This window comes from Acinetobacter johnsonii, assembly GCF_048551975.1.
GTDB classification, from domain to species: Bacteria; Pseudomonadota; Gammaproteobacteria; order Pseudomonadales; family Moraxellaceae; genus Acinetobacter; species Acinetobacter johnsonii_A.
In genome coordinates, this window is record NZ_JBIMCF010000035.1 from 1 (window position 1) to 15,611 (window position 15,611).

The window sequence follows — 15,611 nt, forward strand, 5'->3', positions numbered from 1 at the left end:
CTGTGGTGTAAGTCTTGTGTTTCTTGCTCATGGTAAACTCCTGATGAGTGTGTTTAGTTTACCAAGTTAAAACCTCCTGTTTTTTCAGCACACATCAGTGTAGCAAGTTGCTACACTGTCATATAACTTCTTTTCCAAATATTTCATTCAATCGTTTTCTATTTTCTTTTACAAAATTTGGATTATTTTTTAATTTATATTTCATTTCTTTCTTAAATTCACTCATTGAACTGCCAGCTACAGCAAAATCCATTTGGAACATAATATCATTAACTATCACATTTGCTTGAGATTCAGTTAAGCACCCTTCTGTCTTAAACCACTTACTAAACTGTTTATAATTTGGGTCGTTCGCATAGATGTACCAAGACCTTACGGTCATATCGAACTTCGCACCTAATTCTTTAACAAGCGCGTTATCATCAAAATTGACATCTAAATAGATTTGAGTCTTATCATTAGTATTAGATACAACAACTTCAGTGGCGTGCCTATTAAGAATTTTAAATCGAACTCCGACAATAGGTCGACCTTTCTTGATGGTATCGTATTCTAATTGAAGACTAGTCCTTTCATTAATTTCTTCAATAATTTTGTCTAAAACGTATCGTCTAAAATCAACCCAACGATCGTATTTTTTCTCCCCAATATCAATTAATGCTTTGATATTCTCAAGTGAAAGTTCAACCTCATAAGAATCTTGATTAGCATACTTAAATTCATTTTTGATAAAGTATGAATACAAACTCATGCTGGTGACAGAGTCCAAAGCAAATAAATCTTTCAATTGATAGGTTGTAAAATTTCCATTTGCTAAACGAGTAAAATATGGAAGTACTTCACTGGTAAAACGTATCTGCAAAGCATTTTTAGCATCATCTTCCCAACGGAGTTCACGAATAATTGGTACTACTGAGTGTACTTTTTTAACTTTACGCTTACTATCATCCACGGACTCTTCAATTACAAAATGGGCTACTCGTGATGATAATTCTTTATAAATACGATCAATAGCAACATTAATGGAATTCTTTTTATCTAATCCTAATAGTTCGCCTAAATCATCTTTATGCAAATAAATATAAGTTTGCTCTGTAATTTCACGATCTTGATTATTCTTCTCACCATAATTCGCTACAGCCATCGCATAAAGTAGAGCTTTATACTCATTAGATGATAATTCAATTGGTCTAATCAGACGGTTACTAGTGCTGACTACTCCATTATGTCGAATATTACCAATACAATAAGGTAGATGTTCTAATTCTTCTGGTTCGTTGTGATTGCTCATAAGTGGAAAGATTAAAATATTTTCTACATGTTATACACAAAAGTGGTAGAAGATGCAAACCGCTCACTATTTTCTCTTCCTTACATTAAATTAACTCAGTTTATGCCCATCAAACACCTTAAGAGTGGAAGAAGTGTCACAATTAAAGTGCAATTTTTGATACTATTTAGTCTTATGGTGGAATTAATATAAAATTAAACACTTTTAAGTGACAATTCTTCCACCTTTGATAATTCATCCGTGTCGCTAAAGCAATCAATTTGAAAGTAGGAATAGCCTACAGCACCACTAAAGTGGAATTAATCAACACACATTCCACCGTTAAAGTGACAAGCCTTCCACCATTCCGATATTCATGACTATTAAACATCATGTTATCAATTAAATTTTATACAAATAGTTTATCCACAGAATAAAAAACATCTAATGACAAGTCTTCCACTTTTATTTCGATAAAAACAAACTTATCAACATCACAAGCAGTTGAATTATTTTGTTTTAAATTAAAAAATCAATATTAAAATAAATCACAATGACAAGTCTTCCACCATAGTGACAAACCTTCCACTTATCGGTGACAGACCTTCCACCAATTAGTGACAAACCTTCCACTTATAGGTGACAGGGCTTCCACTTATCAATGACAGGGCTTCCACTTATTAGTGACACGCCTTCCACTTTAAAAATCCTATCTATTTGTTTTTAAAGAAATAAAATTTGTCTAATTATAATTAACTAATTAATACTAATTAATACTAATTAAAATTAGCTAGCTATATTTTAAAAAAAAGTTAAGAAATGTTTTTTCCACATCTTTTAAATTCAAAAGATAAAAATATGACAAAGGAACTGTAGCAAGTTGCTACAAATATCTTTATATTAAATGAAATCAAAGTAAATTCCTTAAGACAAATATGTCAACTAAAATCATTGCTGTAGCTAATCATAAAGGTGGTTGCGGGAAAACAACTACTGTAGTACATCTTGCTTCAGAACTTGCTGAATTAGGAAATAAGGTCTTAGTAATTGATCTGGATCCACAAGCAAATGCAAGTTTACATATAGGATTAAGACACCCTAGCGAAGTTGAAACTACATCAGCGGAATTACTCATTGGTGATATAAGTTTATTATCGGAAGCATTAGAAGAAGAAACAAAATTTAAAAATGTTTCCTTAATATATGGCTCATTAACTCTTGGTAAAACTGAAGATCAATTGAAAGATGATGCACCAAGACCAACCGAGGAACTTTCAAATAAATTGGAAATTCTAGAAGGATTATATGACTACATTCTTATTGATTGTCCTCCGAGCTTAAAATTATTAACTAGCAATGCTTTAGCCGCTTCGACACATGTTATTGTTCCAATTGAATCTGGTTCACAATACGGTCTCTATGGTGTTACTGATTTAATTAATCACTTAAGTAAAATTAGAAGAGTTAACCCTGAATTAGAACTCTTAGGTGCTTTATTAATTAAACATGATGAGCGTCAGAATGTATGTAAATTAATAAAAGATGAAGCATTTAATCAAGTTGGAGAATTATTGCATACCACAATTCCAATGAGCACTAAAGTTAATCAAGCTGCAATTTTGCAACAACCTTTATTATCTGTTGATAAAAACTCAAAAGTTCGAAAAGCTTTTGAAAATTTAGCACAAGAAATTGTTCAGCGTGTCAAATAATATAATTCTGGAAATACTATGGTAAGTAATAAAGAGATATTGGCTAAACGTCTTCAGCAAAATACTCAAAAGCATCAACATGCCCAAAAAGAGCATATTAATGATGTCAAAGAGCTAAGACGTAATGTACAAATTACAGATATTCAGGCTAGCCCTAACCAACCTCGAAAACTCTTTAATCAACAAGATATTGAAGATTTAGCAGCATCAATTGAGGAAATTGGGCTATTACAACCAATTGCCGTTCGTAGAATAAATGATAAATATGAGTTGATTGCTGGTGAAAGACGATTGAAAGCCCACCAATTTCTCAATAAGAACACCATTGAAGTAATCATTATTGATGCATCGGATGAAGAAGTTGTTTTATTAACATTAGCTGAAAATTTAAAGCGAGAAGATCTGACAGATTATGAAATATATGTTGGATTAACTTCTTTGGATGAAAAATTAAAAAAAAATAAGCAGAAGTTAGCAAAGTCATTAGGTATGAATCGTGAAGATATGTATAAATATTTATCTTTTGAAAAATTACCTGGAGAGTTGATTGAAGATTTGGAAAAACAGCCCTCATTATTAGCACGGACCGCTGCTACAGCAGTGAAAAAGTTTCTATCAGATCATGATGAAAACCATGAAAATGCTAAACAAGCATTATTCGAAGCATGGTCAAAATTACTTAAAAAAGAAGTTGAACAGACAAAACTGACATCACTAGCTGAAAAAATCTTTAAGTCAAGAGAAACGAAAGAAGTAATTCAAACTTCAATTGTACATAAAATTGAATATGATGGGAAAGTTGCTGGTAATATCAAATTTGACCATAATACATTAAAGGTATCTTTAAAAATCGGCCAATTCGATGATCAAAATTTAGAAGAATTAGAAGCTTTCCTAAAACGAATGTTAGAAAAATAAAGTAAAAAAATAGTGTAGCAACTTGCTACACTATTTTTTTGTAATTAGGAAAATTTATATAAGAGCCTATCCAGTATTAATTTCATTCTTTTTTAGCAATTGAAAATAATTTGTTAAATTTCCCCTCATGAGAAAACCATATCCCAGCGACATTAGTCGAGAAGCCTTTAAAGAAATTAAACCGTTACTATTGAGCGGAAGAAAACAAACACGTCCAATAGTCGTTGATGTCTATGAAGTATTTTGCGCATTGCTCTATATTCTAAAAAGTGGATGCCAATGGAGTATGCCTCCTCGAGACTTCCCACCTAAAAGCACTGTGCATTATTACTTCTCGATCTGGAATAAAAAGTCTTCAGAAACTGAACCTAGCATACTTAAGCAAGCTTTAAAAAATGTAGTTAGCGAGGCCCGTATCAGCAATGGACGCAAAGAACAAACGAGCTTTATCATGATTGATTCACAAAGTGTGGTGAATTTCTAATGCCATATTCACTTTAATTGCTCTGATTTTGGGCTTTGTTTTGACTCCAATCATGGGTTTAATTACGAAAGGAAAATATTATATTAAAGCTACAGATGATGGGGTAAAAGAACCACGTTATGATGCTACTGGGCTACCTATAGCAACAGTTTATCATTGTGTGTCATGTGATGAAGATTATGAAAGACCTGATATTATGTATTCACATAAGCACAAAGGTGTTATTTGTTCTCTATGTAAGACTTTGGAAAAATAAATGATTTTTCAGATATCTGCTTTTTAATATGCTGAATTTCGATCAAATCAATAACCCTGATGATTTTGCATCAGGGTTTTTTAATATTTATTGGGGAAAACTCTAGAAAAAGTGTGGGAAAATCTATTCTAATCCAAAGAGTGGATACAACATCCATCTCAAATAACCCGACAGCTGCTATTTTTTTCTTAAATGTCCTGACATCATTTAAATGAGAAATCATATTTTCTTGAAGTTTTCATTTGGAGTTTCTGAGCAATATATACGCTTAAATGTGGTGTATGTAGAAAAATTGGCGCAATAATTGCTTTGAACGTTGGGGTGGTGCATTTTGTGAAAGCGATTTAATTTTGAATCAATTTGGATCAAAAGCAGTCCTAAAACAAAGTCAAGCATGGAGAAAAAATGGAAATTTATACTCAACGATTAGAAGTAGTTACAGAAAATTGTGACTTTGATGTCATTGAGCTGACTTTCGATACGCGCCAAAAGAGCCGTTTTCGTGCAACGTTAAAAAATGGGGTAGATATTGGTGCAGATTTGCCGCGTACAGGCATTTTACGCAGTGGATCATATATTTCCACGGAGAGCGGAAATATTCTTAAAGTTGAAGCAAAACCAGAAAAATTGATGAAAGTTTCGGCTCAGCAAGAGTTTGATTTATTAATAACACTAAATATAAAAAAAATGGAAGAATAATTCACTAAGTTATTGTTTTAATTTGATGCTTGTTTTATATGGGGATAATAATAACTTCTGATTACTAGTTTTTACCTTAAATATACCGATTGAAAGATTCATTTAAATGCTATGAATACATGAGTTTTATAGTTTGGCTAGGTCAGCATGAGTACTTTTCGCAAGATTTAAGATCGACCATGAACGTGATTAGTTATAGGGGATTGATGAAATAGTTTTTATGAATTTCTGGCTTTCTGGGCTGATTTTATCAAATTCATGTCTATGCAAAATTGCGACATATTTCTCGTGCTGGTAGTTATCCGGAGTTTGGTCTGCATTTATCCATAGTGCAGCCCTTTTTTTTGGTGACAGTTTTTTCTTAGTGATTTTCGATCTGGATGTAGTGATTTCACGTTTGCATAACATATCTTGGCGGTGATCCATCTACTATTCGTGATTATAAAGCGAGCTAATTCACAGGTTCTACAGATTATGTAGCGACTAACTATAAGTAGATGGTTGGCGCTTAGTTTATATTTACGCTTAGGTTTTAGTTAAAAAATCAATATTTTGTTGAATTGGTGATTGAATCATCTCTAGGGTGGATTCTCGAATTTGATGGGGATACAGGCGCTGCGCAATTTGACTAAATTGAAGTGCAATTTCACGCATGGCCAAGATGATCTCATCGACTTCTAGAGTAGTCAGATTCGCTTCTGAAGTACCGAGTTTATGTAACCTGAGTTCGATATAAAAAAAGAGTAGAAAAAAAGCCCTGTTTTTGTAACATATTGGTTCTCAATACAAAATGTTATAAAACAAGGCTTCTCAATGGATCATATTACCGAATTATTTTGTATTTTGGATGATTTCTGCAAAAAATTTAATGAATCTTTAGAAAAAGCTTTAATTTCTAATCAAAAAACCAGGTTGAAAAAGTCAGCTTTAAGCTTGTCTGAAGCAATGACCATTGTCATTTTATTTCATCAATCTGGTTTTAGATTCTTCAAATATTTTTATTGCCAAATGATCGTTCCATTCTGGAAATCTGCTTTTCCTAAACTGCTTAGCTACAACCGATTTATTGAAATCATGCCCCGTTGTTTGCAAGCTTTGAGTAGTTTCTTCCATCAGGTGAAAGGAAAAGATACGGGAATCAGTATCATTGACTCCACTAAATTGGTAGTTTGCCATAATCTTCGGATTAAAAGGCATCGTGTATTTAAAGGCTTGGCCGGTCGTGGAAAAAGTAGTACGGGTTGGTTTTATGGTTTTAAATTACACCTCGTTATCAATAATTTAGGTGAAATTATTAATCTCAAGCTGACATCGGGAAATGTTCATGATGTTGCTATATTAGAATCTTTAACTCAAGAATTAAAGGGGATCCTACTCGGAGACAAAGGCTATTTGAGCAAAGCAAAAGCCGAAGCTTTAGCAGCAAGAGGACTGAAAATATTGACCCCATCACGTCGGAATATGAAAAATAAACCCATCCAAACTGAAGAAGAAAAACAATTACTTTGCAGAAGAGGATTGATCGAAACAGTGAATGATCAATTCAAAAATTTACATCAACTTGAACATTCACGTCATCGTTCGGTAAATAACTTCATGGTGAATATCATGGCTGCTGTAGTGGCTTATTGTTTGAACCCCAATAAGCCAACTTTCCAAAATATGCTAAAAGGTTAAGTGGATTTCATCGAACTCAGGTTATGTATGTCATTTCGGGAAATATTGAGCACTTCTCCCATAATGTCTATTTGATGATAACCACCTGGACCTTCACAGAAGGTCACATTATAGGCTGGAGCCAATTTCCATTGACCATTTTTTGCCATGAGAAAAGAAAAGTTCTTGGTCTGGTGATGTTGATTATTGAAATTACATTAAACAAAGCGCATTTAAAGGCATGCAGCCTTTCTCAAACATTTTGCGTACACATCAAGGTTGCCCGAAGAAAATTGCGATAGTCTAGGCTACCTGGAACTTTATAGTCTGCTCCGGTATATGCAGCAATAACACTAAATCTAAAAAAATTGGAAGAATAATTTATTAAATTATTGTTTTTATGTGGCTGTTGGTGATGTTATGAATAATAATAAATTTTTTCTTAAGAATTTTACCTAAAAAAATTGATCAGATAATTTTCTTTAAATGTCATGTATACATAACTTTGACAGTTTGAAGGGATCGGTATGTGCATTTTTCACAAGGTTAAAGATCGACCATAAATGTGATAAACGGCAGAGGATCATTGAAAAATGAATGTATTTAAACACTACAGGTATGCATGGGAAAAAGTATCGCTGCGGTTCTGCTGAGAGGCTGTATTGAGCATTGAATGCAAATGATGTAGTAATTGTCTACATGCTATAAGACTAGCATGATGAAGAATGAAATGTAGTTACCAATATCTAACTTGGGTTGAAAAGCATAGCTTTGTTATTCGGAGAAGTGAGGTGAGCCATCCTTCTCTTATACTTAAAATGATATTTACTTAACTGATCTCAACTCATGGGCTGGTTCCAATTAGATGGATAATAACTTCCATCCCCTATTTTTCTTACCACATTTCTTGCATTTAATCCCTTCTTTGGGGATTTGATTCAGCATCACTGGTGTCGATTGAATCAAATCAATGACATAGTTCGTTAGTTCAGGAAAAGCAGAAGAGGCTGCTTTATTGCAAAAGAGAACATTTGGATGTAAGCGTCCGCTGAATCCCATACTAATTTTTAATTCGATTTAGGTTTCCAACAGTGCGGCAGCAATTCCTCAATTTGGGTCACTTTTCGTGTCGGCAGTCTTTACAGCACATCATTTAAATAGGCATACGGATCCAGCCGGTAATCCCCCCTAAAAATAATTGCGTTTAAAAGTAGAAAATTGAATAACCTTGATTTAAGGAGATTTTCTATGAAAACATCTCAGTATTCAGACAGCTTGATCATGAGTCTCTTGAAGCAAGCTGAAGCAGGAACACTCATACCGAACTTGTGCCGCGAACATGGTATGAGCTCTGCTACATTCTACAAGTGGAAGTCCAAATATGGCGGCATGGATCTTTCAATGATGACGCGGCTTAAAGAACTTGAGGCTGAAAATGCCCGTTTAAAACGCATGTATGCTGATGAGCGGCTAAAGTCAAACATCTTGCAAGATGCACTTTTAAAAACTTTTAAGGCCTGTTCAGCGAAAGTCACTTGCTCAGCAAGCTACTGAGCAATTGAAGATTTCAATCAGCATGGCCTGCTTAATTTTTAAAGTCAGTCAAACGTGTTATCGCTATAAAGCTCGTTTGGATCAGGAGAATATTCAAATCGCAGATTGGCTGATTAAACTGACCAATGAACATAAGACTTGGGGCTTTAAACTCTGCTTTTTGTATCTACGTAATATCAAAAACTATCAGTGGAATCATAAACGTGTCTATCGCATTTATAAGGAGCTTGAGCTTAACTTAAGAGTCAATCCTAATAACACAAAACTAAAAAAAATTGGAAGAATTCTTAAAATTTAGACCGTCCTAGATAAGCAAACCGTATGTATTTGTTGAGAATTGTAATTTTGAGAAAATTTAGTTGATAGATTAAATGTATTTTCATATAAAAAGATATGCTCATTTTTTATATCGATAAAAATGTTAAAATTTGACTATTTAGTAAAAAATATTGAGATTTTTATAGGGCAATTTATCATGCCCTTTTGTTTTGGTCGAAAAAATTTTCAACTTGAGATAGTAAAAATCAACTCAGAATTACTGAAAATCAAAAAGATTAAACAGAGTCAGAAAGCCGTAGTACAAGCAAAGTTCAAAGCAATCTACGTCAAAATTTGGCAAAAAATCTTGCTATTGATGCAAAGGGAGCCAGGATTACGTGTGCATTCTAATTATGTTGCAATCTTACAGTTGATACATAATCTTGATGATTTTATCGAAAAATCACAGCAACACTTGTGCTTTGAAAGGAAAGCTCAGAAAGAGCTGGATGCTAAATTTTTTGCTCGATTTTTTAAGCTAACAAAGAATTCAATAAAAGATCAACTTTTACAAAATTGTTCAGATCGTAATGAATTTAGACAATGCAATGTGATAAAAAATTAAGCGAAAATGAATATGCCGAAGATTGACGCAGAAGAGCACTTTTTAGATTTAGCAGAAAAATTCCAAAAAGATTATTGTCTGTTACATGATGATGTTGTGAATACACAATTTATTGATCTATCAGATGATTTGTATAAAGAAGTCTACGCGCTATACAAATTAGCACAACAAATTTATAGCTATATATCAGGCTCCAGACAGATCGGTAAGTATTCTTTTTTAGCTGCTTTGAGTTATTTTTCATGTCCAGATACTAGTAATACACAAGAGCTGTCATCGCAACGTTATTTGATTCTACAAGCGAGTTTTTTAACATATCGGCAGTATCAAGAATTTGCAAAAATTGATAAAGCTGAGAATAAGCAAAAACATGTTTGTGACCTATTACGCTATGTCTCACGATATGTGCTGGATTCTAATAACGCTGAATTATTTCATGAATGTAGTAAGCTGCTAAATTGTTATGTCACGTACGAACGTAATTTGAAAAAAGAGGATCGTAATCAACTTTTTAATATTAAAGATTTTAAACAAGTACAAGTCATAGAGTATTTATCGGCTCTATTAATAATTTTTAAAAGACTAGATGATCGTCGTGTAGTTCATCGTCAGCGTAAGTCAAAAAAAAGCAAAGTTTTGAAATGGCCAACTAAAAATGAACTCAAAAAATTTCGTGAAATAAAATCAGGTAAGCATGAAGATATCGGACATAACGCAAAGATCAGTTTTTATGATGCCTCTCTTCACAAAGATGAAGATGGTGAAATTGAGTTATTGGACACTGACGTAGAATTATACTCTGAAGATGAAAAAACTAAAAATTTTAATCATTTAATTAGTGATTATACTGCGTATTACACGCGGCATCGCCAACGCCGTCATGCGCCATTTATTACAAATCCTCATTATTTAGCACCAGATGTACTGAAGCAAATTGTTTATGTGTTGAGAACTGAGTTAAATAGGGACTGGGATGATGCTGCAATCGCTGCCGCATGTTTATTGTCACTTTTGACTGGATTATCTCCCATAGCACTGATGGATTTTAATGACCTTATTCAGGAGGGTACGTTGATTCAAAATGGTTCAAGTAGACGTCGCGAATATTTACTTAAATTAAATCTTAATATTACAGAGCAGAAGATTAAGAGCTTAAATGATGAGCGATGGAATGAAGTGATGACACATCAACTACATTTACCTTCTGCTTGGTTTGACTATATAGAACAAGCATCGAATCCAATAATTTCTTCAACAGACATTAATACAAAACTTAAAAATTGGCTTGATAATCGGTTTGTAGGTTCGATCACTGTTGAAAAACTGCAGGCTCAATTATATTTTCATATATATTATGAAACATATAATGAATATCTAGCTCATGTAATTGCTGGGCGAGATAGTCAGCATCACATGCCTGGTATCTATTATGGAGGGCTACCGAAAGCTCAACTCAGTAGCACATATCTAGCCTTTGTAGAAACAGCACTTACACCACATTCCTCGGAAGTTACTGAAGAACTCAAAATATTGCGACAACAATTCAAAGTGCAATCTGCATTATCTATAGGAAGGATAGGGAGCCAACTGGCACTTGAACCCAGTTTTGTGAAAGAGCAATTTGCTTTTTTACATAAACATTGCCAAGAAAATATTCAAAAAGATCAACATATCATTAATCAATTGAATGCATACGCGTGTTGGATGTGGCATGTTAGCTTGTTGAGTTTGGCAAGTCGGCCTAAAAAAAATCTGTTGGGGAATTTGGATGATTATTGTGTTGAGCTTAAGCTTTTATATGTAAACGATAAAAGAAATAGTAAAGCAAGAAAAGATGGTCGTTTTATCCCATTATCTGATTTTTTCATAAAAACACTGCAAAATTACACAGTCTTTTTAGAACAAATTATTGAAGCGTACGGTTCGTTTTTTAGACAAGTCTTTGCAAAGAAAATTACTGTAAATGATCTTTTTGGCAACGTCATTGATAGTAAAGATATCTTGCCGATAACTGTCAAAGAGTGGCAGAGCAGAAAAATTAAGTTAATCCCTTTATCTCGAAACTGGGTAAATTTATATATGGAAGGAATCTTTCCAAAGAATATGTATTCGAATTGGTTACGTCATTTTGATATGAATTTTTTGATGTATGCAGAAGAAAAAGAAGAAAAAACTGCTTTAGCATTCCATTTAATACAGGCTCTTTATGGTCATGACCAACGTGACCGAGAGGGTTTTCATCCGCATTCTTCACTTATTCCGAATGTCTATGTACAGCAAGCCCGCCAGCAATTGCAAGATAATGTCAAATCTTTATCGATTAAACACTTAGAGCGAAAATAGTTGTATGCAAAAAATCAAAGAACTAATAAAACCACAACTATATGATCTATTTGTTGATATTCATAAATTGGTGAAAAAGTCGCTAGATAGACAGCCTTCTTCACCTGAACTATTGACGAAAGACATGCAGCAAAAACTTGATCAGCAGATCGCTGAAAAATGGCATGACATTAAAGATAGTGTTAATTGTTTGAGTCAAAAGTTGAGCCGAGATGAACAATCAAAACTGATGCAATTTACTGAAGATGAATTTAATAAAAGAAGGAGGCAATTCAATCAGAATGTAGATAAAAAATCATACAGAATTAAGCTAAATCCACATACTAAACGGATCGTACTGCCTAGAAAAATTGAGAGTACAGAGTCACGGTTAGAACAGGGGCATCTACATATCCAGGTACTTAAGGAATTAAGGCAGTATTGGCAAGATTCATTTGAATATTGGAATGAACCAAAGTACTTATGGGGAAATTTATGCTTAAGTTTTATATATATTTCAGGCTGTGCAGATGAACAGCATTTGATTGCTATTCAGAAGCAATTGCAGGAGGCCATTGAGCTTGGTACAGATCTAAATTGTTTTCGGTTATACCATTCTGATTATCAAAAGATCACTAATCCATTGTTACTACATTATCGTGTTGAAAACTCTCAATATGGCAATGATGTAGAACAGGGAAAGTTGTACCAATGGAAACATGTTTTTTTTAACCCATATGCGCAGTTCATTTTGCAATATTTAAAAAAGTTGAAAGCTACCCAGAAAGAATTTCATCTGCAACATTCAGTTGAAGATTGTATTTTAGAAAGCTTGAGTAAGATAGGCAGGAAAAAAAGTCTTGGGGATCTGCAATATCAAATTAAACGCCGTGGATTTCGTGCATTTAATGATGTGCAAATGGTACTCGAATTTAATCCAAACCTCAGCATAGATATATTTTTGAGTAATGTGCTTCAGCAAGAGATTAATACTGTCGCTTTAAGGCCATCCGAATTTAGATTGCTGTGGAATAATGATTACAATCAAGTCATAGAACCAGATAATCGCCCTATTCATTTTGAACAAGAGCAGTTACTTCCTGAAGTTCCGACTGTTCAAAGCAAATTACAAACGATTCCGTATGAGTTGATGTTGTTTGGTCAAAAGAAACGTAAAGGTCAAAAAGTTGAGCGTTTAGATAAAAAGAGGAATAAAGAAGAACGCACGCTACGTTTTTGGCAAGAAACTAGAAGGGTGTTAGAGGAGAAGATAGTTGATGCTAATACGGAGGAAAAGTCTTTAATTGATGCTCAACTACGCTTAATTCACTGGTTAATGCATTTAAAAAAACGAGGGCTTCAATTATCAACTATTGAAAGCTACTTAGGATCGTTTGGCAAAGAATTTATATTTGAGATTTGGCTCAATAAATTAGATTTAAAGCAACAATCCATAGATGACTATGAGGATTTATATCGGCAGCTATTGAAATACAGCAGTGAACGTGATGAAAAAGCAGTTCAACGAGATTCGGTGAAAGGAAAAACCTCTCGTAAGATGCACCAAAGCGCAGAATACCGTTTTGGTCGCCTAAAAGATTTTCATCAATTCTGTATAGAGAATTATGATGCTCCAGGGGTATTGGTGTTACAGAATTCAAGTTTTAAGCATTTACAAATTTGCAATGCACGGCTAGTGAGTCCTTTGCTATTTGGCAAATTATTGGAAAAACTAGAAAATTTAAGTCAAGAGCCAACGGCATCAGAGTGGGTCGATCATCTGAGTTGTCTAAAGCTGATGTATTTACTAAGTTATAGAACTGGACTTCGATTAAATGAAGTTCGTTGTCTTAAAATACAAGATATTATTTGCCCAGAGCTACTTTATAAAGAAAAAGAAAATACAGTTTTTAATAATATCACGCTTCATATCCAAGACAATTCATATCGCCGTCTGAAAACGCGAAGTGCGAATCGTCAAATACCATTGAAAATTGCATTGTCAGAACATGAGTTTTTAGTAGTACAACGTTACATACAACATCGTTATGAGCAATATTTGGTTAATCAGCAGGATGATCTACTTTTTAGTGTGAATCATCGTGTATTAACTGATCAATGTATCAGCAAAATTACAGTAGATTTGTTTAGTCAAATATTAGGTATGCATCATGGCTTTAGTTTTCATACATTACGCCACAGTGCTGCTAACTATCTAGCAATAACTTTGCTCGGTTCAAAAGAAATGATCAAGACCTACACAGATTTTCCTTGGGTAAAAGCAAAAAAGATGAGGGATTTATTGTTTGGTATGAAAGCACGTGCTCAAGAAGAGATTATTCAACATAAATGGCAGGTGCTCGCCTCTTGGATGGGGCATAGCAGTATTGAGCAAACGGCTTCAAATTACCTTCATGTTTTGGATTTATTAGCAGTCGATCGAATTTATAATTCGCCGTGTATCATTTCAAAAAAAGTATTAGAACAGTGTTTTAGTCCAGTGAAGTCAAGTACAGACTACATAAACCTAAATCGTTATACTCAGCAGCAGAAATGGTTTCATTCTTATCAGCAAACACAGCCAGTTACGATGGCTGGCCGACAAGAAAAGAAGTTTAGTATAGAGAAGAGTACTCTGACACCTTTTCAACGTTTGATAAGTTTTAGAGAAGGTCGTTTAAGCGAAGATACTCAAGCTCAAGAATGGATGCAACGATGTCAATGGATGAGCACTAAATGGATGGATCGCCAAAAATTTAATTTAAAAACGAATTATGTTTATAGTAAGAATTTAGAAGAGAGTTGGTTTGATGAACTTTACGAAAAGGCTAAAAAACTGACTCGTCCAGATGAAATAATTCCTCTCCTTGATTTTCATTATAAAGATGATAGGCAGCAAGATGCACTGAAAGAAAAGAACATGGTTAAGGCGCTTAAAATATTATTATTTGGAAAACTGCGTAAGAATTATCTGCATTTTCAATGCCGAATAAAAGGTGATGAGCAACAAATTGTTAATTTTATTACTGGTATAGAGCCAATGTTAGGAGATCATCTGTATTTAGAAAAACAAAACTACCCAGTTAATTTGGATGCTCCTGAGCGAACCGTTAAATTTAGTTTTCAAAGAGTTGTCGGTTCTAACAAAAAAAATGTTACTCCGCTGGTTATATTTAATTTAATGTTAAAAATGATGCAAGAAGATGAACTTTGGATTAAATAGCCTAAGCATCTTAAAGAGGGAAATTTAAAAAATTTAGCATCACCGTTTCGTCACTGAATACTCTGATGTGTGCTGAATGCTGTTTGTGATAATGACTAAGGGAGAGAGATCATGCCGAAACTGAAAAACATTGCCCTGGGAATTATTGTGGCCCCGCTGTTGATCCCGATCATGCTGATTGCATCGTACAAGGATAAAAAGGCACTCAAAAAAGAGCTGAATGAACGCCAAAAAGAAAAAGACCAGGCATCCTGATTATTCAATTAACCTAAACAAAACCGTGAAATATTGGTCACTTATTAAGCGTGGAACGTGAAAAATCATAAAAAAAGCCCGAACAGGGATGCTCGGGCTATAAACTAGAAACTACAGCATTGAATTATAAGGATAATTATACAGCTGTAACTCCAAAATAGAAATGTCCGGTTTCTCCAAAGTAAAAATGTCCGCTTTTAGAATATGCACTTCTGCTGATATACGCTGAATTATCAGGAGACTTTCCCTTGGGAGATTCTAGGCAGCCAACTTATAAAAGTTTTCGGCCATTTGATTTGGTGTCTTAAAACCCAAACCCTTTTGAATTCTTCGATGATTATAAAATAACTCAATGTATTTTATAATATCTGCTTTGGCT

General features: G+C 33.8%; 8 protein-coding genes and 8 pseudogenes. 11 read left to right on the top strand and 5 right to left on the bottom strand.

Annotated features, from left to right (window positions below):
- Nucleotides 1-118: 118 nt before the first annotated feature.
- On the bottom strand, nt 119-1,291 hold the full coding sequence (locus ACG9ZB_RS15565) for a RepB family plasmid replication initiator protein (protein ID WP_419326683.1): 1,173 nt from the start codon (nt 1,289-1,291) through the stop codon (nt 119-121).
- 914 nt (nt 1,292-2,205) lie between these two features.
- On the opposite strand from ACG9ZB_RS15565, the gene ACG9ZB_RS15570 reads away from it, so the two are divergent.
- The 5 genes and pseudogenes from ACG9ZB_RS15570 to ACG9ZB_RS15590 all read left to right on the top strand — a co-directional run.
- Complete coding sequence (locus ACG9ZB_RS15570; protein WP_419326685.1) at nt 2,206-2,982, top strand: ParA family protein; 777 nt, start codon at nt 2,206-2,208, stop codon at nt 2,980-2,982.
- 18 nt (nt 2,983-3,000) lie between these two features.
- The gene (locus ACG9ZB_RS15575; protein WP_419326686.1) at nt 3,001-3,900 is read left to right on the top strand and encodes a ParB/RepB/Spo0J family partition protein; all 900 of its coding nucleotides are present in this window, start codon (nt 3,001-3,003) and stop codon (nt 3,898-3,900) included.
- 127 nt (nt 3,901-4,027) lie between these two features.
- A pseudogene (locus ACG9ZB_RS15580) lies at nt 4,028-4,378 on the top strand (transposase); the annotation flags it as partial.
- Nucleotides 4,360-4,640: pseudogene (locus ACG9ZB_RS15585) on the top strand (allantoin permease); the annotation flags it as partial. The pseudogenes ACG9ZB_RS15580 and ACG9ZB_RS15585, both read left to right, overlap by 19 nt.
- A gap of 405 nt (nt 4,641-5,045) precedes the next feature.
- Nucleotides 5,046-5,306: pseudogene (locus tag ACG9ZB_RS15590) on the top strand (urease accessory protein UreE); the annotation flags it as partial.
- A gap of 558 nt (nt 5,307-5,864) precedes the next feature.
- Here ACG9ZB_RS15590 and ACG9ZB_RS15595 read toward each other — a convergent pair.
- Nucleotides 5,865-6,059: pseudogene (locus ACG9ZB_RS15595) on the bottom strand (type II toxin-antitoxin system HipA family toxin); the annotation flags it as partial.
- Nucleotides 6,060-6,152: 93 nt separating this feature from the next.
- Here ACG9ZB_RS15595 and ACG9ZB_RS15600 point away from each other — a divergent pair.
- Complete coding sequence (locus tag ACG9ZB_RS15600; RefSeq protein WP_419326687.1) at nt 6,153-7,016, top strand: IS982 family transposase; 864 nt, start codon at nt 6,153-6,155, stop codon at nt 7,014-7,016.
- A 2-nt stretch (nt 7,017-7,018) separates the two neighbouring features.
- Here the strand turns inward: ACG9ZB_RS15600 and ACG9ZB_RS15605 are convergent.
- Both ACG9ZB_RS15605 and ACG9ZB_RS15610 read right to left on the bottom strand, forming a co-directional pair.
- Nucleotides 7,019-7,344 (bottom strand): annotated as a pseudogene (locus ACG9ZB_RS15605) (HipA domain-containing protein); the annotation flags it as partial.
- A 718-nt stretch (nt 7,345-8,062) separates the two neighbouring features.
- Nucleotides 8,063-8,170: pseudogene (locus ACG9ZB_RS15610) on the bottom strand (transposase domain-containing protein); the annotation flags it as partial.
- 73 nt (nt 8,171-8,243) lie between these two features.
- Between ACG9ZB_RS15610 and ACG9ZB_RS15615 the strand changes: the two are divergent.
- The 5 genes and pseudogenes from ACG9ZB_RS15615 to ACG9ZB_RS15635 form a co-directional block, all read left to right on the top strand.
- Nucleotides 8,244-8,805: pseudogene (locus ACG9ZB_RS15615) on the top strand (transposase); the annotation flags it as partial.
- Between the two features lie 162 nt (nt 8,806-8,967).
- Nucleotides 8,968-9,432 (top strand): hypothetical protein, encoded by a 465-nt coding sequence (locus tag ACG9ZB_RS15620; RefSeq protein WP_419326688.1) that lies wholly within the window; start codon nt 8,968-8,970, stop codon nt 9,430-9,432.
- Nucleotides 9,433-9,444: 12 nt separating this feature from the next.
- Nucleotides 9,445-11,775 (top strand): hypothetical protein, encoded by a 2,331-nt coding sequence (locus ACG9ZB_RS15625; RefSeq protein ID WP_419326689.1) that lies wholly within the window; start codon nt 9,445-9,447, stop codon nt 11,773-11,775.
- 4 nt (nt 11,776-11,779) lie between these two features.
- Nucleotides 11,780-14,977 carry a tyrosine-type recombinase/integrase gene (locus ACG9ZB_RS15630; RefSeq protein ID WP_419326691.1) on the top strand — a complete coding sequence of 1,066 codons (3,198 nt, stop codon included), beginning with the start codon at nt 11,780-11,782 and terminating at the stop codon, nt 14,975-14,977.
- A gap of 111 nt (nt 14,978-15,088) precedes the next feature.
- Nucleotides 15,089-15,232: a hypothetical protein gene (locus ACG9ZB_RS15635; RefSeq protein WP_419326692.1), complete on the top strand. Its 144-nt coding sequence runs from the start codon at nt 15,089-15,091 to the stop codon at nt 15,230-15,232.
- A gap of 258 nt (nt 15,233-15,490) precedes the next feature.
- Here the strand turns inward: ACG9ZB_RS15635 and ACG9ZB_RS15640 are convergent.
- Nucleotides 15,491-15,611, bottom strand: a pseudogene (locus ACG9ZB_RS15640) (IS3 family transposase); the annotation flags it as partial.